The organism is Stenotrophomonas sp. G106K1 (assembly GCF_037969685.1).
Classification (GTDB): Bacteria; Pseudomonadota; Gammaproteobacteria; order Xanthomonadales; family Xanthomonadaceae; genus Stenotrophomonas; species Stenotrophomonas lactitubi.
Genome location: NZ_JBBPFR010000011.1, coordinates 45822 through 64282, shown reverse-complemented (window position 1 = coordinate 64282; position 18461 = coordinate 45822). Strand labels below are relative to the sequence as shown.

The 18461-nt window shown below is 66.6% G+C and carries 21 protein-coding genes and 1 other RNA gene; 14 read left to right on the top strand and 8 right to left on the bottom strand.

Annotated elements, in window-relative coordinates; translation table 11 throughout:
• Positions 1–495: 495 nt before the first annotated feature.
• The gene (locus WKB25_RS11700; protein WP_340570884.1) at positions 496–1818 is read right to left on the bottom strand and encodes an aminopeptidase P N-terminal domain-containing protein; all 1323 of its coding nucleotides are present in this window, start codon (positions 1816–1818) and stop codon (positions 496–498) included.
• A gap of 5 nt (positions 1819–1823) precedes the next feature.
• Entirely contained in the window at positions 1824–2372 is a 549-nt protein-coding gene (locus WKB25_RS11695) for a UPF0149 family protein (protein ID WP_340570805.1), read from the bottom strand.
• A gap of 153 nt (positions 2373–2525) precedes the next feature.
• On the opposite strand from WKB25_RS11695, the gene WKB25_RS11690 reads away from it, so the two are divergent.
• The 8 genes from WKB25_RS11690 to WKB25_RS11655 all read left to right on the top strand — a co-directional run bounded on the left by WKB25_RS11690 (position 2526) and on the right by WKB25_RS11655 (position 6721).
• Positions 2526–2747: a TIGR02449 family protein gene (locus WKB25_RS11690; protein ID WP_025874200.1), complete on the top strand. Its 222-nt coding sequence runs from the start codon at positions 2526–2528 to the stop codon at positions 2745–2747.
• The gene (locus WKB25_RS11685) at positions 2744–3040 is read left to right on the top strand and encodes a cell division protein ZapA (protein ID WP_025874199.1); all 297 of its coding nucleotides are present in this window, start codon (positions 2744–2746) and stop codon (positions 3038–3040) included. Before WKB25_RS11690 ends, WKB25_RS11685 begins: the two co-directional genes overlap by 4 nt.
• Before the next feature lie 97 nt (positions 3041–3137).
• Positions 3138–3323: non-coding RNA, 6S RNA (gene ssrS, locus WKB25_RS11680), on the top strand.
• 83 nt (positions 3324–3406) lie between these two features.
• Positions 3407–4000, top strand: a complete 594-nt coding sequence (locus WKB25_RS11675) for a 5-formyltetrahydrofolate cyclo-ligase (protein WP_340570803.1) — start codon at positions 3407–3409, stop codon at positions 3998–4000.
• Positions 3997–4476, top strand: a complete 480-nt coding sequence (locus tag WKB25_RS11670; RefSeq protein WP_025874197.1) for an EVE domain-containing protein — start codon at positions 3997–3999, stop codon at positions 4474–4476. The genes WKB25_RS11675 and WKB25_RS11670 overlap by 4 nt, the downstream gene beginning before the upstream one ends.
• Positions 4477–4500: 24 nt before the next feature.
• Positions 4501–5148 (top strand): ribose-5-phosphate isomerase RpiA, encoded by a 648-nt coding sequence (gene rpiA / locus WKB25_RS11665; protein WP_340570801.1) that lies wholly within the window; start codon positions 4501–4503, stop codon positions 5146–5148.
• Positions 5149–5169: 21 nt separating this feature from the next.
• On the top strand, positions 5170–5616 hold the full coding sequence (locus tag WKB25_RS11660; RefSeq protein ID WP_340570799.1) for a DUF192 domain-containing protein: 447 nt from the start codon (positions 5170–5172) through the stop codon (positions 5614–5616).
• A gap of 259 nt (positions 5617–5875) precedes the next feature.
• A complete protein-coding gene (locus tag WKB25_RS11655) occupies positions 5876–6721 on the top strand; it encodes a SirB1 family protein (protein WP_340570798.1) in 846 nt (281 codons plus the stop codon).
• A gap of 71 nt (positions 6722–6792) precedes the next feature.
• On the opposite strand, the gene WKB25_RS11650 is transcribed toward WKB25_RS11655, so the two are convergent.
• The gene (locus tag WKB25_RS11650; RefSeq protein ID WP_025874193.1) at positions 6793–7017 is read right to left on the bottom strand and encodes a rubredoxin; all 225 of its coding nucleotides are present in this window, start codon (positions 7015–7017) and stop codon (positions 6793–6795) included.
• A gap of 35 nt (positions 7018–7052) precedes the next feature.
• Between WKB25_RS11650 and thiE the strand changes: the two genes are divergently transcribed.
• Positions 7053–7688 (top strand): thiamine phosphate synthase, encoded by a 636-nt coding sequence (gene thiE / locus WKB25_RS11645; RefSeq protein ID WP_340570796.1) that lies wholly within the window; start codon positions 7053–7055, stop codon positions 7686–7688.
• Between the two features lie 15 nt (positions 7689–7703).
• Entirely contained in the window at positions 7704–8993 is a 1290-nt protein-coding gene (gene hemL / locus WKB25_RS11640; protein WP_340570794.1) for a glutamate-1-semialdehyde 2,1-aminomutase, read from the top strand.
• Positions 8994–9182: 189 nt separating this feature from the next.
• On the opposite strand, the gene azu is transcribed toward hemL, so the two are convergent.
• Complete coding sequence (gene azu / locus WKB25_RS11635) at positions 9183–9632, bottom strand: azurin (RefSeq protein ID WP_340570793.1); 450 nt, start codon at positions 9630–9632, stop codon at positions 9183–9185.
• A 122-nt stretch (positions 9633–9754) separates the two neighbouring features.
• Between azu and WKB25_RS11630 the strand changes: the two genes are divergently transcribed.
• Positions 9755–10357 (top strand): HAD-IA family hydrolase, encoded by a 603-nt coding sequence (locus WKB25_RS11630; RefSeq protein WP_340570791.1) that lies wholly within the window; start codon positions 9755–9757, stop codon positions 10355–10357.
• A 108-nt stretch (positions 10358–10465) separates the two neighbouring features.
• On the opposite strand, the gene WKB25_RS11625 is transcribed toward WKB25_RS11630, so the two are convergent.
• Complete coding sequence (locus WKB25_RS11625) at positions 10466–11692, bottom strand: acetylornithine transaminase (protein ID WP_340570789.1); 1227 nt, start codon at positions 11690–11692, stop codon at positions 10466–10468.
• A gap of 63 nt (positions 11693–11755) precedes the next feature.
• On the opposite strand from WKB25_RS11625, the gene WKB25_RS11620 reads away from it, so the two are divergent.
• Entirely contained in the window at positions 11756–12628 is an 873-nt protein-coding gene (locus tag WKB25_RS11620; protein WP_340570787.1) for an ion transporter, read from the top strand.
• Between the two features lie 238 nt (positions 12629–12866).
• Here the strand turns inward: WKB25_RS11620 and WKB25_RS11615 are convergent, their stop codons facing one another.
• Both WKB25_RS11615 and WKB25_RS11610 read right to left on the bottom strand, forming a co-directional pair.
• Positions 12867–13859 (bottom strand): YiiG family protein, encoded by a 993-nt coding sequence (locus WKB25_RS11615; RefSeq protein ID WP_340570785.1) that lies wholly within the window; start codon positions 13857–13859, stop codon positions 12867–12869.
• 92 nt (positions 13860–13951) lie between these two features.
• Positions 13952–14770 carry an NAD(P)-dependent oxidoreductase gene (locus tag WKB25_RS11610; protein ID WP_340570784.1) on the bottom strand — a complete coding sequence of 273 codons (819 nt, stop codon included), beginning with the start codon at positions 14768–14770 and terminating at the stop codon, positions 13952–13954.
• Between the two features lie 107 nt (positions 14771–14877).
• On the opposite strand from WKB25_RS11610, the gene WKB25_RS11605 reads away from it, so the two are divergent.
• Complete coding sequence (locus WKB25_RS11605; protein WP_340570782.1) at positions 14878–15561, top strand: hypothetical protein; 684 nt, start codon at positions 14878–14880, stop codon at positions 15559–15561.
• A gap of 94 nt (positions 15562–15655) precedes the next feature.
• Here WKB25_RS11605 and WKB25_RS11600 read toward each other — a convergent pair whose 3' ends face one another.
• Positions 15656–16318: a serine/threonine-protein kinase gene (locus tag WKB25_RS11600; protein WP_340570780.1), complete on the bottom strand. Its 663-nt coding sequence runs from the start codon at positions 16316–16318 to the stop codon at positions 15656–15658.
• A gap of 85 nt (positions 16319–16403) precedes the next feature.
• Here WKB25_RS11600 and WKB25_RS11595 point away from each other — a divergent pair, with 85 nt between their 5' ends.
• The gene (locus WKB25_RS11595; RefSeq protein ID WP_340570778.1) at positions 16404–18401 is read left to right on the top strand and encodes a VTT domain-containing protein; all 1998 of its coding nucleotides are present in this window, start codon (positions 16404–16406) and stop codon (positions 18399–18401) included.
• Positions 18402–18461 lie beyond the last annotated feature (60 nt).

Below are 18461 nucleotides of genomic sequence, written 5' to 3'. Positions count from 1 at the left end.
CGGGACGGGTTGGATTCGCGGGGGACGCCGTGAATCCATCCCTGGAGGCTTGGCCGCGGCATCCATGCCGCGGACACCCCCGCGAACCCAACCCGCCCCGCCTCTGACAGTTTCCGTGCGCGGCCAGCCACGGAAGAAAGAAAGAAAAGCAAAAGCGGGTCGCTCGCTGCGCTCGCTCGCGTCTTCGGCGCCTTTGTAGAGCCGAGCCATGCTCGGCTGCTTCTCGCCTGAAAACCCCAGCGCTTCGCGCGACAGCCGAGCATGGCTCGGCTTTACAGAAGAGCGTCATCCACACCGCAGATCGCGGGAAACTGTCGAAGGCGGGGTACTGTGGGTTTGCGGGGTGTGAGCCGCATGGATGCGGCGACCAAGCCACAAGGACGTACTTGCGGCGTCCCCGCAAACCCACAGTACCCCGCCATCCCACGGAATGCCGCTGTTGCTGTTGCTGTTGCCTCTGCAGGTGCAGGGCTGCAAGCCCTGCAGAAAGACCCCTTACCCAGCCATCAACGCTTCGATCTCGTCGGCGCTACGTTCCAGGCCTTCGGTCAACACCCGATGCCCGTCGTCGGTGATCAGCACGTCATCCTCGGTACGGATGCCGATGCCGCGCCAACGCGGTTCCACCGTCGTGTCGTCCACGCCGATGTACAGCCCCGGCTCGATGGTGAAGGCCATGCCCGGCTCCAGCAGGCGCGAATCACCGGCCAGGCGGTAGTCGCCTACGTCGTGCACATCCAGCCCGATCCAGTGCCCGGTCTTGTGCCGGTAGAAGCGCTGGTACAACCCTTCGGTGAGATTCTTTTCCAGCGTGCCCTTCAACAGGCCCAACTGCAGCAACCCCTCGGTAAGAGTCTGCACCGCCGCCAGATGGCCCATTTCGTACGCTACGCCCGGTTTGGCCTGGGCAAGCGCCGCCGCCTGCGCCGCGCCCACCAGATCATGCAGCGCGCGCTGCTCGGCGCTGAAACGACCGTTGACCGGGAACGTACGGGTGATGTCGCTGGCATAGCCGCGATACTCGGCACCGGCATCGATCAACACCAGTTCACCGTCGCGCGAGCGTGCGTTGTTGTCGCGGTAATGCAGGACGCAGGCGTTGCGGCCGGCGCCGACGATGCTGCAGTACGCAGGCACCGCGTCGTTGGCGCGGAACACCCTCTCCAGCTCGGCCTGCAGTTCGTACTCGTGGATGCCGGCCTTCGCGGCCTGCATGGCGGCACGATGTGCCAGCACGCTGATATCGGCCGCGCGCTGCATCAACGCCACCTCGGCACCGGACTTGAACAACCGCTGCTCGTGCAGCAGATGGCCCAGTTCCAGGAACTCATGCGGCGGCTGCGCACCGTGGCGCACCTGCGAACGTACGCGGTTCACCCAGCCGATCAGCTTCAGGTCGAAATCCGCATCGCGGCCGAAGTGGTAGTACACCCGCGACCGCCCTTCCAGCAGGCCCGGCAGGATGTCGTCCAGATCGGTGATCGGGTACGCATCGTCCATCGCGTACTGCGCCACGGCGCCTTCCTGGCCGGCGCGACCGCCATCCCAGGCTTCGCGCTCGGGATCGCGCTCGCGGCAGAACAGGATGGCTTCGCCGTGGCGGCGACCGGGAATCAGCACCAGTACCGCTTCCGGCTCCGGGAAGCCGCTCAGGTACTGGAAATCCGAATCCTGCCGGTACGGATAATGGGTATCGAGGCTGCGCACCTTCTCCGATGCCGCCGGCAGCACCAGGATCGCGTCTTCACCCGCCATGTCCATCAGCTGCCGGCGGCGACGCTTGTATTCGCCGGCAGCGATGCCGGTGCGCTGCTTGATATCCATCAGTTCAGGCGCTGCCGATGGCGTGCGGCCAGCACCACGTCACCGTGCAGCAGCAGCACCGCCACGCGGATGAACTCTTCGATCTCCGACAGGGCTTCGTCGTCATCGTCACCGCCGGCTTCGAAATCCTCGCTCGAGGCACGGGCCAGGCTGGCCAGGTCGTTCAGTGCCTCCTCGCCTTCTTCGGACAGGGTCGGCCGGTGGCCGCCGCTGCCCAGGCCGAAGCCGCCCAGGAAAGAACGGGTCCAGCTGAACATGGCGTCCGCCTGCGCGGCCACGTCGCTGCTGTCGGTCAACAGCAGCTCGAAGGCGAAGTCACGGTCTTCCAGCTGCTTGATGGTGGCCTCCAGCAACTGCGCCAGCGCACTGTCGGCAGCCACCTGCGGCAGATTGTCGTCGGCCAGCACGCGCGCCGGCCAGTCATCGCCAGGAGCACCACCAGCGGCCAGCCAGCCACACAGCCCGCCATGCAGCTCGGCAGCAGTGGCGCCCAGGCCCAGTTCCTGGCTGGCGCGGGTAACGTCGTCGACGGAGGGAAGTTCGGTCATCGTGCGGCTCGTTCGGAAGGGAAACTGCGGAGCGCGCACGCGCGCGCCCGTGAGCCGGGTAGTGTAGCAATCTGTCCGCCTGCGCTTCGTGGCCGCCGGGGCCTGCTGCGACAGTGCTTGACCGCCCTGACCCGGCTTGCCTATCGTGCGGGCATGGAACCCGCCGATCCCCTTGCCCAGCTGCAGGCCTTCGCCGCCCGAGTGGAGGCGTTGCTCGACCGCAACCAGCGGCTGGCCGAGGAGAACCGCAGCCTGCGCCACCAGCAGGAACAGCTGGTGGCCGAGCGCTCGACGCTGCTGGCCAAGAACGAGCAGGCGCGTTCGCGGGTGGAAGCGATGATCACCCGGCTCAAATCCCTGGAGCAGCACACATGAGTGCCGAACCGGTCAGCGTCCGCATCCTCGACCGTGAATACACGGTCGGCGTCGGTGGTGATGAACGCGACAGCCTGATGGCCGCCGCCCGCCTGCTGGATGCGCGCATGCGCGAGATCCGTGGCAGCAACCGGATGGCCGCGGTCGACCGCATCGCGGTGCTGGCAGCGCTCAATCTCGCGCACGAACTGCAGTTGCTGCGCGACGAGAACGCCCGCCAGGCGGTTGCCCTGCAACAGACCCTGGCCGACCTGAACCGGCGTCTGGACCGGGCAATCGACAGCAGCACGTGAGAAGGGTGCGGAATGCGCCTTCTCTTTTCTGAATTGGCACGCACTGTTGCCGACGAACGGCCTATCCAGATCACCCGCGGTAGCTATAATGGCCACGCGTTCTCTGCGGTACTCGACGGCATGTGCAAACATTCGCCTTGTCCCTTAAGAACGACACCGGGAGCGCGACAGCGCCGGGAGTGCAGGTCCGCCTTGCAGCGGGAAGCCCGATGGTTCTCCAGCGTTCCCACTTGAGCCCCCGGGTTCAAGGTCGTTTCGCATGCATCGACATTGCGGAGAATGCAATATTCCAGCAAGGGCGGCGTCTTCGGGCGTCGCCCTTGTTCTTTCCGGCACAATGACGGCTGATCCTTGCCGCACGCTGCCATGACCGACCCGCGACAGGCCTTGCGCCACGACCTGCGGCAACGCCGCCGCGACCTTTCCGCCCCCGCCCGTATCGCCGCTGCCGAATCGCTGGCCGATGCGCTGCTCGCGCTGCCGTTCGCCCCGCGCGAAGGCGCTGTGGCCGGCTACTGGGCGCTGGATGGCGAGATCGCCCTGCACCGCTGGCAGCTGCAGCTGCCCGACACGCTGCGTTACTGCCTGCCGGTACTGCACGGCGACGTGTTGCGCTTCGCGCCCTGGCGCCCCGGCCAGCCGTTGACCAGCAACCGTTACGGCATCCCCGAACCGGACATCGCCATCGAAGATACGCTGGAACCAGCACAGATGGCCCTGGTGGTGACGCCGCTGGTGGGCTTCGACGCACAGTGCCGGCGGCTGGGAATGGGGGGCGGCTGGTATGATCGCAGCTTCGCCTTCCGCCATGATCGGCCGGCGCCCCCCTGGCTGGTCGGCGCGGCATTCTCGGTGCAGCAGGTCGAGTCCTTGCCGGTAGCGTCCTGGGACGTGCCGGTGGATGCGATCTGCACTGAAGCCGGCACCCTGCTCCCTTCCACTGCCCCCGTGAACGCATGACCGCCCGCAAGCGCTACTGGCTGATGAAGTCCGAACCGGACGCCTTTTCCATCGATGACCTGGCCAAGGTCAAGGTTGAACCCTGGAACGGCGTGCGCAACTACCAGGCGCGCAATTTCATGCGCGACGGCATGCAGGTCGGCGACGGCATCCTGTTCTATCACTCCAATACCAAGGTGCCCGGCATCGTCGGCCTGGCCACGGTGGCCAGCGCGGCCTACCCGGATGACACCCAGTTCGACCCGAAATCCGACTACCACGACCCCAAGAGCACGCGCGAGAACCCGCGCTGGATGCTGGTGGACGTGGCCTTCGACCGCAAGCTGAAGCAGGTGATCGCGCTGGACGAGATCAAGCTGCACGCCGAGGAACTCGGCGAAGGCTTCCCGCTGGTTGCCAAGGGCAACCGCCTGTCGGTGTTCCCGGTGACCGCCGCGCAGTGGAAGCTGCTGCTGTCGCTGGAAAAGAAATCCTGATTCCCTGCCTGAGAGCTCCCCGCAATGTCTGAAGCCAAGCGCCTGGCCGCCGAAAAGGCCATCGAGTACGTCGAAGACGGCATGATCGTCGGTGTCGGTACCGGCTCTACCGTCGCCTATTTCATCGATGCGCTGGCGCGCATCCAGCATCGCATCAAGGGGGCGGTGTCCAGTTCCGAGCAGAGCACCGCGCGCCTGAAGCAGCACGGCATCGAGGTGATCGAACTGAACCACACCGGCACGCTGTCGCTGTACGTGGATGGCGCCGACGAGTGTGATGCCAACAAGTGCCTGATCAAGGGCGGCGGCGCTGCACTCACCCGCGAGAAGATCATCGCCGAGGCCAGCGAGCGCTTCGTCTGCATCGTCGACCCGAGCAAGCAGGTGCCCGTGCTGGGCAGGTTCCCGCTGCCGGTGGAAGTGATCCCGATGGCACGCAGCCTGGTTGCCCGCCAGATCCGCGACATGACCGGCGGCCAGCCGACCTGGCGCGAAGGCGTGGTGACCGACAACGGCAACCAGATCCTGGACATCCACAACCTGCAGATCACCGATCCGGAAAAGCTGGAGCGCGAGCTCAACCAGTTGCCGGGCGTGGTCTGCGTCGGCCTGTTCGCACGTCGCCGTGCCGATGTGGTGATCGTCGGCGGCGAGCCGCCGGTCGTGCTCTGACCCTTTCGAAGGACCCTGACGATGTCGCTGCTGCGCTCACTGCTGATGCTCCCGCTGCTGGCCCTGGCCGGCTGCGCCACCGATGCCGCCCGCCACTGGGTGGAACTGGGCGGCGCACGCTATGACGTTGAACTGGCCACCAACGATGAAACCCGTGCGCGAGGGCTGATGTTCCGCGACCAGATGGCCGAGGACCACGGCATGCTGTTCGTGCATGACCGCGAGGAAATGCAGGCGTACTGGATGAAGAACACCAAGATCGCGCTGGACATCCTGTACTTCGACAGCGAGCGGCGGCTGGTGAGCCAGCAGCGCGACGTGCCGCCGTGCTCGGCCGGCGACATGTGCCCGCCCTACCCCAGCGGCGGTCCGGCGCGCTTCGTGCTGGAGCTCAATGCCGGCCAGGCGGAGAAGCTCAAGCTGAAGGATGGTACCGAGCTGACCTTCGGCCCGGGTATCGAGAAGTAAGGGTTCTGCCGGGCTGCGCCCGGCACCCGCCGAGGCACCCGTGGTAGTGCCGGCCGCTGGCCGGCAACCTCAACCGCAAGGCGTGCATTCCGTCGGATGGCTGGCTGGGTCCGCCTTCGACAGCTACCTGCTGTTGTTGGTGGGTGTCGACCTTGGTCGACAAGGTAGATCCACGCCATGCATGGATGGGAAATCGGTGGGATGAGAAATTCACGCCGCACTGCTTGAAACCGCCCACGATTGCCGCCAGTCTGTGGACATGCAGGACCGGATCACACTCCCCGACTGGGATGCACTGGCCGCCTTCGACGACGAGGCGCTGCCACTGCTGCCGACCGCGCTGCTGATCGCGCGCGATGAATATCCCGATCTGCAGCCATCGACCTACGATGCGCTGGTGCAGAGCCACGTCGAGCACCTGCGCGCCGAGGTGGACAGCATCGAGCACAGCCCGCTGAAGATGGCGGCCATCAACCGGCATCTGTTCGATGAGCTGGGTTACAGCGGCGACCACCAGGAGTATTACGACCCGCGCAACAGCTACCTCAACCAGGTCTTCGAGCGCCGTCTGGGCAATCCGATCTCGCTGGCGCTGGTGCAGATGGAAGTGGCGCGACGGCTGGGCATTCCGTTGGACGGCGTGTCATTCCCCGGTCATTTCCTGGTACGCCTGCCGGTTGACGATGGCGTGCTGGTGATGGACCCGTTCAATGGGGGCCGCCCGCTGGACGTGGACGAACTGCGCGAGCGCGCCAAGTCGCACCTGGGCGGGCAGATGCCCGACGACCAGGTGCTGGCGCAGATCCTCGACCCTGCACCGAGCCGCGCGATCCTGATCCGCATGCTGCGCAACCTGCATGGGGTCTATGCCGAGGCCAGCGAGTGGGATCGTGCCGCGCGCAGTGCCGACCGCCTGCTCAAGCTCGCCCCCGAACAGGACGATGCCCTGCGTGACCGCGGCCTGGCCTATCTGCAGCTGGACTACCTGGCCGGCGCCCGCAACGACCTGGGCCTGTACCTGAAGCGCAACCCCGAGGCCAGCGACGCGCAATGGCTGCGCGAGAAACTGATTGATCTCAGCGGGCCGGCACCACGGCTGCATTGAGGTTGTCCGGTGTGCGGAGCAACGGTCCGCACCCACCGGTAGCGGCGGGCCATGCCCGGCGGCGGTTGCGCTCAATCGATCTCGACCATCTCGAAATCGTCCTTGGTCACGCCGCAATCCGGGCATGTCCAGGTCTCGGGAATGTCTTCCCAGCGCGTGCCCGGTGCGATGCCCTCTTCCGGCAGCCCATCCGCTTCGCGGTACAGGAATCCGCAGACCACGCACATCCAGGTACGCAGGGTGGTGGGGGTGGCTTCGCTCATCGGATAATCAGGGCTGGATTCACGGGCCGCCATTGTCCCATCGCGGTCCACTCACCGGTAGCCATTCGATGACTTCTGCTTCCCCGACGCCCCGCGGCGTCTACCTGATCACCCCGGATGAACCCGATACCGCCCGCCTGCTGGCGCGCACCGCGCCGCTGCTGGCTGCCGGCGCCACCTGGCTGCAGTACCGCAACAAGACCGCCAGCGATGCCCTGCGGCGGGAACAGGCCACGGCCCTGCAGGCCTTGTGCGCAGCCCATGGCGTGCCGCTGATCGTCAACGACGACCCGGAACTGGCCCAGGCCATCGGCGCGGCCGGCGTGCACCTGGGCGGCACCGACGGTGACATCGGCACCGCGCGCACCCTGCTCGGCCCCGACGCCATCATCGGGGCCTCCTGCTACGACCAGCTCGCCAACGCCGAGCGCGCCGTGGCCGCAGGCGCCAGCTACGTGGCCTTCGGCGCGTTCTTCCCCACCACCACCAAGGTCACCAGCAGCCGCGCCCACGTTGACCTGCTGCGGCAAAGCGCCGCACTGGGCGTGCCGCGGGTGGCGATTGGCGGCCTGAGCCCGGACAATGTCGGTCCCATCATCGATGCCGGCGCCGATCTGCTGGCCGTGGTCAGCGGCATCTACGCCGCGCAGGACCCGGTCGCGACCCAGCGCGCCTACCTCGCCCGTTTCGATACGTCGCAGTAATACCCAGGAAACCCCATGAACCACGACCAGTCCCACGCCCTGTTCTCCCGCGCCCAGGCATTGCTGCCTGGCGGCGTCAACTCACCGGTGCGCGCGTTCAAGTCGGTCGGCGGCGAACCCTTCTTCGTCGAGCGCGCCGACGGCGCCTACCTGTACGACGTCGACGGTAACCGCTACATCGACTACGTGGGTTCGTGGGGCCCGATGATCGTCGGCCACAACCACACCGCCGTACGCCAGGCAGTGAAGAAGGCCATCGACAACGGCCTGTCCTTCGGTGCGCCGTGCGCTGCGGAAGTGACCATGGCCGAGACCATCACCCGCCTGGTGCCGTCGTGCGAGATGGTGCGCATGGTGAATTCCGGCACCGAGGCTACCCTGTCGGCGATCCGCCTGGCGCGCGGTGCCACCGGCCGCAACTGCATCGTCAAGTTCGAAGGCTGCTACCACGGCCACGGCGACTCGTTCCTGGTGAAGGCTGGCAGCGGCATGCTGACCCTGGGCGTGCCGACCTCGCCCGGCGTGCCGGCCGGCCTGAGCGAACTGACCCTGACCCTGCCTTACAACGACTTCGAGGCCGCCACCGCCCTGTTCGAGGCACGCGGCAGCGAGATCGCCGGCCTGATCATCGAACCGGTCGTCGGCAACGCCAACTGCATTCCGCCGCGCGAAGGCTACCTGCAGCACTTGCGTGCGCTGTGCACGAAGTACGGCGCCCTGCTGATCTTCGACGAAGTGATGACCGGTTTCCGCGTTGCCCTTGGCGGTGCGCAGGCCCACTACGGCATCACCCCGGACCTGACCACCTTCGGCAAGATCATCGGCGGCGGCATGCCGGTCGGCGCCTACGGCGGCCGCCGCGAACTGATGCAGCAGATCGCCCCGGCTGGCCCGATCTACCAGGCCGGTACGCTCAGCGGCAATCCGGTGGCGATGGCCGCCGGCCTGGCCATGCTGGAGCTGATCCAGCAGCCGGGTTTCCACGACGATCTGAGCGCGCGCGCCGCACGCTTGTGCGCGGGCCTGGAAGCTGCCGCCGCCGATGCCGGCGTAGCGGTGACCACCACCCAGGTGGGCGCGATGTTCGGGCTGTTCTTCACCAACGAAAAGGTGGAGACCTATGCCCAGGCCACGGCCTGCGACATCCCGGCGTTCAACCGCTTCTTCCACGCGATGCTGGACCAGGGCGTGTTCCTGGCACCGTCGGCGTACGAGGCCGGCTTCCTGTCCAGCGCACACGATGATGCAGTGATCGAGGCGACGCTGGCAGCGGCGCGCGTGGCGTTCAAGGCGGCCAAGGGCTGAGATCGGGCCTGGTAGGTGCCGACCTTGGTCGGCACTTCCATCCACGCATGGCGTGGATCTACTGATCACTGGGCTTCATCCACGCATGGCGTGGATCTACTGATCACTGGGCGCCATCCACGCATGGGGCGTGGTTCCACTGCGCTGCTTCGCTGGAGCAGAGCCACGCCATGCGTGGCTGCTGCGCACTCAACCGAAGACGAACTTGCCCTTCATCATCGCGAAGTGTCCGGGGAACGAGCAGAAGAAGGTGTAATCGCCACCTTTCTGCAGGCCCTTCGTGGAAAAACGCACACGGGTGGTCTCGCCACCGCCGATCACCTTGGTGTGAGCCAGAACACGCTTCTCGGCCTTCGGCAGGTAGCTGTCGGCCAGGGTCATGCGCATGCCCGCCATCGCCACCGGCTGGTAGTCGGCGGTGCGGGTCAACACCCAGTTGTGGCCCATCGCAGTGACGGCCAGCCTGCCGGTGTGGCGCAGGGTCAGGTCAACTTCGCTGCAATCGGCGGCCACCTTGATCTCGCGGCTGCTGAAACTCATCTGGTCGGTGCTGTCGATGCTCACCGCACATACGCGCGCCATCGCCGACGGCGCCAGCATCAACGCGCCCAGTCCCGCCGCTACCATCCAAGCTTTCATCATCGCGTCTCCTGCAGGTTCGATGGCCATTCTAGGCAGCGGCCGGCAGGCCCGGCTGCGACCGTGTGTCGCAGTCGTGGTCCAGGGTTTGCGCTGGGATGCGGCCATGGCATGCTCGACCGATGCGGATTGATCTTCTCCTGCTCGATGTCGATGGCGTGCTGGTGCACTACCAGCGCGCACAGCGCGTGCTGCATCTGGCACAGGCGCTGGACGTGCCGACCGCGCGCGTGCACGCCGCACTGTATGACAGCGGGCTCGAAACGGCACACGACAGCGGCACGCTGGATGGCCCGCGCTATCTGTCCCGGCTTGGCGAACTGCTTGGCGTGCCCGTGGATGTGGAGGCCTGGATCGCTGCCCGACATGCCGCCAGCCAGCCACAGCAAGTCGTGCTGGAGCGACTGCAGGCACTGCAGGTGCCGATCGCGGTGCTGACCAACAACGGCGCGTTGATGGCACAGGCGCTGCCGACGCTGCTGCCGCAGCTGTTTCCTGCATTGCGGGGACGCGTGTTCTGCAGCGCTGATTTCGGCCTGCGCAAACCTGCGCCGGAGGTGTTCCTGCGCACGCTCGCAGCCCTCGGCGTGGCGCCGGAGCACACGCTGTTCGTCGATGACCTGTTCGCCAACGTGCGCGGTGCGCGCGCGGCGGGCCTGCACGCGGAAACCGTGCAGGACGGGCGCGGACTGGGCAAGGTACTGAAGCGCTACGCGGTACGGTGATCCGCAATTCTGTAGAGCCGAGCCCATGCTCGGCTGCTGTTGCCTGACATCGCGATGAGCCGAGCATGGGCTCGGCTCTACGGAGGGTCCGACCCCGGCGTCAGGGCTTCAGCGCGCTGCGATGAACGCGGCAATCGCCGCGCGCAGGCGCTTGAGGCCTTCGGCCACTTCTTCGTCGGTGATGTTCAGCGACGGCACGAAACGCAGCACGTCCGGACCGGCCTGCAGGGTCAGCAGACCCTGTTCGGCGGCGTGGTCGAGGATCGCCCCAGCCTGGCCGGCGAAGTCCTTGCTCAGCACCGCGCCCAGCATCAGGCCGCGGCCGCGCACCTCGCTGAACACCTTGAACTCATCGTTGATGCGGGCGAAGCCATCGCGCAGCGCCTTCGACTGGCGGCTGACATTGGCCGCGATCTCGGCAGAGGCCAGCTTGCGCAATGCCACGCGGGCCACCGCCGCGGCCAGCGGATTGCCGCCGAAGGTAGTGCCGTGCGCACCGAACTGCATGGTCTCGGCCACCTTCGGGCCCGCCAGCATCGCACCGATCGGGAAACCACCACCCAGCGCCTTGGCCAACGTAACCATGTCCGGCACCACATCATCCTGCCAATGCGCGAACAGGGTACCGGTACGGCCCATGCCGGCCTGGATCTCGTCCAGCACCAGCAGTGCGTTGTGCTGGTCGCACAGCTCGCGCACACGCTTGAGGAAGCCGGACTTGGCCGGCATCACCCCGCCCTCGCCCTGGATCGGCTCCAGCATCACCGCCGCCACGTCGCCGGCGGCCATTGCCGTTTCCAGCTGCACCTCATCGTTGAAGTCGATGTAGCGGAAGCCGCCCGGCAGCGGCTCGTAGCCCTCCTGGTACTTCGGCTGCGCGGTGGCGGTCACTGCGCCCATGGTGCGGCCGTGGAAGCTGCCGCGGAAGGTGATGATCACGCGCTTGTCGGCGGGGCGGCCCTGGCTGGAGGCCCACTTGCGGACCATCTTGATCGCCACTTCGTTGGCTTCGGCACCGGAGTTGCACAGGAACACGCGCTCGGCGAAGCGGCTGGACTTCACCAGTTCCTCGGCCAGGTGCAGCGGCGGCGCGCTGTAGAACACGTTGCTGGTGTGCCACAGCTTGCCAGCCTGTTCGACCAGGGCGGCCACCAGGTCCGGGTCGTTGTGGCCCAGGCCGCACACGGCAATGCCCGCGGCCAGGTCGATGAACTCACGGCCCTGGCTGTCCCACACGCGGGCGCCCTGGCCTCGCTCCAGCACCACCTGGCGGGGCTTGTACACCGGCAGGTAGTAGTGCGACAGGGAGATCAGCGGATCGGTAGCGGCGGTCATGGCAGTCGGCAGGGTTCAGGAATGCCCATTCTCGCGCCGGAACCCGTGCGGCACAATGCACGCATGCGACCGTTTTCCGCCCCCCAGCTGAACCCCGCCACCGAGACCGGCTGGCGCCGCCGATGGTTCGACATCATCTACCGCCACGACAGCCGGCCTTCGCGCAATTTCGACCTGCTGCTGGTGTACGCGATCATCGCCAGCGTGCTGGTGGTGATGTTCGACAGCGTGCAGCGTTTCCACATCGCCCATGCCGACTGGCTGTACGTGCTGGAATGGGGTTTCACCGTGCTGTTCACCGCCGAGTACGTGCTGCGCCTGGCGGTGGTGAAGCGCCCGCTGCGCTATGCAGTAAGCATCTGGGGCATCATCGACCTGGCCTCGATCCTGCCCACTTACCTGTCGCTGTTCATTCCCGGCGCGCAGAGCCTGCTGGTGGTGCGTGCGCTGCGCATCCTGCGGGTATTCCGCATCCTCAAGCTCACCCGCTACGTCGAAGAAAGCGGTGTGCTGATGGAGTCGTTGTGGCGCAGCCGGCGCAAGGTGCTGGTGTTCCTGTTCACGGTCATCACCATCACCATCATCGCCGGCGCGCTGATGTACCTGATCGAAGGCCCCAACCATGGCTTCACCAGCATCCCCAGCAGCATGTACTGGGCGGTGGTGACGATGGCCACGGTCGGCTTCGGCGACATCGTCCCTCAGACCGTGCTCGGCCGCTTCGTCACCTCGGTGCTGATCCTGATCGGTTACAGCATCATCGCCGTGCCCACCGGCATCTACACCGCCGAGCTGGCCAGCACCATGCGTGATGCCGAACTGGCCGCGCGCCGCGATGCACGTGGCTGTCCGCACTGCGGGCTGGAAGGCCACGAACCGGATGCGCGGCACTGCCGCAAGTGCGGCGGACCGCTGCCGGATACGTTCAGCCACTGACGATGATGCCGGCCAGCGGCCGGCACTTCCAATGCCTGCGACAGCAGATCCATGCCATACGTGGATGCAACCTGCTGCATCCACGCATCGGGTCAATCCACCGGCGCAATCCATGCCGTTGCTGGTGGCCAGCAGATCGTTGCAGACCGCGACCACCCTCGACCGTGCCCCTCAAGGTGCCCGGCCCCGGGGCGCCTCATCCAGCTCGTGCAGGCCTGGAATGGCGCCGCCGTGCCGGTTACTGGCGGTTGCTCTGGAAAACGAGCGAGTTGTATTCCTGCATCAGCTTGCCGGCAGAACCACGCGGCGCCATCGAGGGCGAATCAAGCATGCGTCGTTCGAAGTCGGTGTAGGGCGTGTTGGCGCTGACGCGCTGCAGCCGTTCCTTGCCTTCACGGCGGAAGCTCTCGGCCTCGCGTTCGAAGCTGTTCCAGTCGAGCTTGCCCGGCTCCTGGTCGGCGACCTTCGCATGTGCTTCATCGGAAATGCGGTTGAAGGCATCCAGGCGTTCGCGCGCCTTGGCCTGATCGAAGTCATCCTCGTTCATCAGCTCCACGATGGCCTTGGCTTCCAGCATCATCGCCAGACGATAGTACTCGCGCGTGCGCCCTTCGGCCTGTTCCAGCGCTTTGAGCTGTTCGCGCTGGGCAGCGTCGTTCTGGCGCTCCAGTTCGGCGTTGAACGCTTCACTGGCAACCACGAAATCCTTGAAGGCGGTCATCAATGGCGCGTGCAGCTGCTTGCCCTTGGCAAACCTGTCGTCTTCGTAGTCCTGACGCTCGTAGTAGTCGTGGGCCTCCTTGCTGATCGGCACCAGTGCCTTCAGCGCCTGCTGGTACTGACCTGCAGCGGCATCGAGATCGGCAAGCGCCGGCCTGGCAGCGATCGCTTCGGTCACGGGGGCGTCGCATTGCTTCATGTCGTAATCGCTGATCTCGAACGGTCCGTACACGTTCGTCTCGCGCCCGCTCGGGCCGGCGTCCACGTCCTTGATCCAGCGCGTATAGGACTGGATGCTGCCGTGCGTTTTCGAATCAAGCGCGTTGAAGCAGCCGATGTAGGCGTTGAGCTTTGCGGTCAACTGCTGCTGGGCGTCGGCCGGCCCCGCGCTGGCCTCCGGCTTTGCGGAAGAACCCGCGCCGCCAGCGGCTGTGGGCGTCTTGTCACCGCAGGCGGCCAGGATCAACGACAACGAAGCGGCCAGCGCCGCGATGGAAAGAGTGCGTGACATGGGCTCACATCCCTGTTGAAAACGATTACAGCTGCGCATTCTAGCGCAGCGGGCCGAGGGCCGCAGCCATCGGCCTGTTCCCAGCGGCGGGATCAATCCAGGAACAGATCCGGCAGCAACGGACGCGAGGCATCCACCGCGTACCCGGAAAGATCGGTCACGCCGGCTCCGGCCAGCACCTCGTCATCGATCAGGAAACGGCCATGGAAGCCGGCCGCTTCGCGCACCAGCACCGCATGCGCAGCATCGGCCATGATCTGCGGCGTACGGCAGCCGCTGGCGTCCACGCCGGGAATCATGTTGATCGCATCGGTAGCAATGACCGTGCGCGGCCACAACGCATTGACCGCCACGCCCTGCGGGCCGAACTCGGCAGCCAGGCCGAGGGTGACGAAGCTCATGCCCATCTTCGCCAGCGTGTAGCCGGTATGCGCGCCCCACCACTTCGGATCGAGGCTCGGCGGCGGTGCGAGGGTCAGGATGTGCGGGTTCGGCGCCTGCAGCAGGTACGGCAGGCAGGCCTGCGCGCACAGGAAGCTGCCGCGCGAATTGACCTGCTGCATCAGATCGAAGCGCTTCATCGGCGTGTCCAGGGTGCCACGCAACCAGATGGCGCTGGCGTTGTTGACCAGGATGTCGATGCCACCAAAGGTGTCCACGGTGGCGGCAACCGCCGCCTGCACCTGGTCTTCCTCACGGATGTCGCACTTCAGCGCCAGGCCCTGGCCACCGGCTGCGGTAACGGCCTCGGCGGCGCTGTGGATGGTGCCCGGCAGCTTCGGATTGGGCACCGACGACTTGGCGGCAACGGCGACGTTGGCGCCGTCGCGCGCGGCGCGCAATGCGATCGCCAGGCCGATGCCGCGCGAGGCACCGGTGATGAAAAGGGTTTTGCCCTGCAGACTGCCCACGTTCCACACTCCAGCGTATGCAATGAGCCGCTAGTATGCCGCGCCGACGCGGAGTTCACCGCACGTTGACGATACTGGCGCCCCGGTCACTGCACGAGGTCCATGCCATGCGCTGTTCCCGCCTGTTGTTGCCTGCCCTGGGCCTGGCCCTGCTCACTGCCTGCCAGGGCCGCTCGCCTGAACCCGGCAACGCGCCGGCCAAGGATGACGCCGCCAGCGTCGACAAGGCGGCCGGTGATGGCAAGTTGCGCTGGAGCGAGGCCGTTGTCTGGGATGGTGACCTCAACAGCTGCCGCCAGGGCGACAGCGCGGTCACCCGCGATTGCCTGCGTGATGCGATGCGCGCCGGCGGGGCCAGTGCCGATGCGGTCACCGCCGCCGAACAGCTTTCCACCGGTGGCGAACTGGCCTACGTGACCGCCTGGCATGAACACGATGGACTGGGCGTGGCCACCGTCGAATACCCGTTCCGCGCCAACACCAATGAAGGCACGCGCCTCGTCGATGCCGGAGGCAAGCGTATCGACGTGGATGCGGTGCAGCTGGATGACACGCTGCGCGCCGATCCCGGCGTGCAGGAGGTGCTGAAGGCGAACCCGCAGGCCACGCCGTTCGCGCCGGCGCAGGCCGCGGGTACCGCAGCGCTGGACGGCGGTGGCATCCGCCTGCTGTACCGCACGCCGCTGCGCGATTGCCATGCGTGCCCGGATGTGGGGCAGCTGCAGATCGGTTATGACTTCGACGGCAAGCGCAACTTCATCGGGCAGCAGGTGGTACCGGTAACGCCGTAGTGGTTCGCCGCGCCATGCGGCGAAGTGCATCCACGCATGGCGTGGATCTACTGATACCCGCGAACCTGCTTCTTCAGCTGCGAAGACAATGCGCTCACGGCTTGGGCCCCTGCCCTTCGTTGTCTTCCCAGTGCAGGATGCGGCGGGTAACGAAGCGGTAGACCGGCTTGCCGGTGGCGAACCATAGGTCGCGCACCCATGAGGTGCGCTTGAGCACGCGCTTCTCCACCGGTGTCAGCGACGCGCGGCAGTACATGCGCTTGTGCTTGAGCAGGTGGCGCAGGTCTTCGCGCGCCAGCAAGCGCATCCAGCGCGAGCGCGGGTCGCCGATCACCGCCAGCTGGAAGTCGATCAGCGCCGGGCGACCGTCCTCGGTCACCAGCCAGTTGGCTTCCTTGGCCAGGTCGTTGTGGGCCACACCGCGTCGATGCAGCTGTTGCAGCAGGCGACGCGCAGCGCGGAACCAGGCCACATCACCGCGCGGCGGGCGCTGGTACATCGCGTCGCCGGCCATGAAGCTGCGGTCCAGGTTGCGGCCATTCCAGTCCAGCAGCTGCGGCACGTCGGCCATGCCGTGGATGTGCTTCAGCGCACGCGCTTCGCGACGCGCCAGCCACCACGCAGGCAGCCGCAGCCACAGCGGCGTGGCTCCCAGATCACGGCGCACGAAGGGGCCTTCAGGCCCCTGCACGAGGAGGATCCGGCCAAAGCTGTCGGCCTTCAGTGCATGCGTTGGCGCGTTGTTGGATACAGGCATGACGACATTCTAGGCGATGGCGATGGTTGCAAACGGTCACCAAGCGACTGGGAACCAGTCACCTTCACGCCCCTATAATCGGCAAATGGACTCTTCATGGATCGACGCCACCCTCGCGTGGATTGCCGCTCATCCCGTGTTGGCGGGTGCGGTCATCTTTCTGATCGCCTTCTGCGATGCGGTCATCATTCTTGGCGCCATCGTGCCGGCGCTGCCGTTGCTGTTCGCCGTCGGTGTGTTCATCGGCCTGGGCCAGATCTCAGGGCCGTATGCGGTTGCGGCTGCGGCGCTGGGTGCGTTCGCCGGTGATGGCATCAGCTACTGGATAGGCCGGCGCTGGGGCGACCGCCTGCGCGGCGTCTGGCCGTTCAGCCGCTACCCGCAGCTGCTCGACCGGGGCGAGAACCTGTTCCGCCGCAATGCGTTCAAGAGCATCCTGATCGCCCGCTATGTCGGTGCCATCCGCCCATTCGTGCCCGCCATCGCCGGCATGATGAAGATGCCTGCCAGCCGTTACGTGCAGGCCAGTGGCATCGCCAGCATCTCCTGGGCCGTGCTGTTCCTGGCCCCGGGCTGGATCCTCGGCGAAGCCTATGACGCCGTTGCTGCTGTTGCCGGCCGACTGGTCGTGGTGGCCGGCCTGCTGGCGGTGATCCTCAGCCTGGTCTGGGCCATCGTGCTGTACGGCTATCGCTGGTCGGCCGCACGCATGGACAACTGGCTGGCACGCCTGCTCGACTGGTCCAACCGGCATCCGACACTGGGCCGCTACACCGTCGGCGTGCTCGACCCCAAGCGCCGCGAGTCGGTACCGCTGGCGATGCTGGCGCTGATGTTGCTGCTGTTGGGCTGGGGCTGGTTCGCCCTGCTGACCGTGGTGGTCGCCCACGGCGAGCCGTTGGCGATGGATCTGCTGGTGCACCAAGCGATGCTGGCCCTGCGCAATCCGCTGGCCGATTACCCGATGGCCGCTTTGGCGTCGTTGGGTGCATGGCAGGTGCTGCTGCCGGCAACTGCTGCAGCGATGAGCTACCTGGTCTGGCGCCGGCGCTGGATGGCGGCCGCCCATTGGCTGGCCGCATTGGCCTTCGGCCTGGCCCTGACCAAGCTGCTCGGCGCCACCGTCGATGTGGTGCGCCCGATCGATGCCAGCAGCGGCTTCGGCTTCCCGTCGGTGTCGGTGACCATGGCCACCATCACCTTCGGCTTCTTCGCGGTGCTGATCGCCCGCGAAATGCCCGGCCGCACCCGCGTCTGGCCCTACCTGGTGTCAGGCATCGTGGTCAGCCTGATCGGTTTCTCGCGCTTGTACCTGGGCGCGCACTGGCTGAGCGACGTGATCGGCGGCATGTTGTTCGGCACCTTCTGGCTGCTGGTGCTGGGCATCGCCTATCGCCGCCGCTTCAACCGCTCGTTCTGGGTGAAGCCGGTGGCGTGGCTGTTCTACGGCGTCTTCGCGGTGGCGGCGATGTGGTACGCGCCGCGCAACATCGCCATCAAGCTGGAACGCTTCGAGCCGACGTTGCCGGCACCGCTGGCGATGGACGCGCAGGCCTGGTGGCAGCACGGCTGGGCGAAGCTGCCGGCACGCCGCAACGAATTCGACGATGACCAGCGCTGGCCGCTGGATGTGCAGGTGGCCGGTCCGTTGGCGCAACTGCAGGCGCAGCTGGAAGCGCGTGGCTGGCAGGTGCAGGCGCAGGCCGGCTGGCAGGAAGCGCTGCTGATGCTGGACAAGAACACCGGCGCCGATGAACTGCCGGTGCTGCCGGCGACACTGGACACGCGCGTCGAAGCGCTGCTGATGGTCCGCCAGGGCGCACAGGCCGATGAGCGCTACGTACTGCGCCTGTGGCAGGCACCAGCGCAGCTGCAGCCGGGCGACACCCCGCTGTGGCTGGGCAGCGCGCAGACCCTGCGCTACGAGCGTCACTTCAAGTGGATCGGCATGTGGCACCCGGTACGCGGGATCGATCCGGCGTTGAACGCTGTGAAGGAAGCGGTGCAGGCGCTGCCTCAGCAGGAAGCCGTGCACCCGGAGACCGGGCTGCCGGTGCTGCGGTTGAAGACCACCGCGCCCTGATGGATCCGCCGGGCATGGCCCGGCGCTACCGCCTCCGCTCTGGTAGTCGCCAACCTTGGT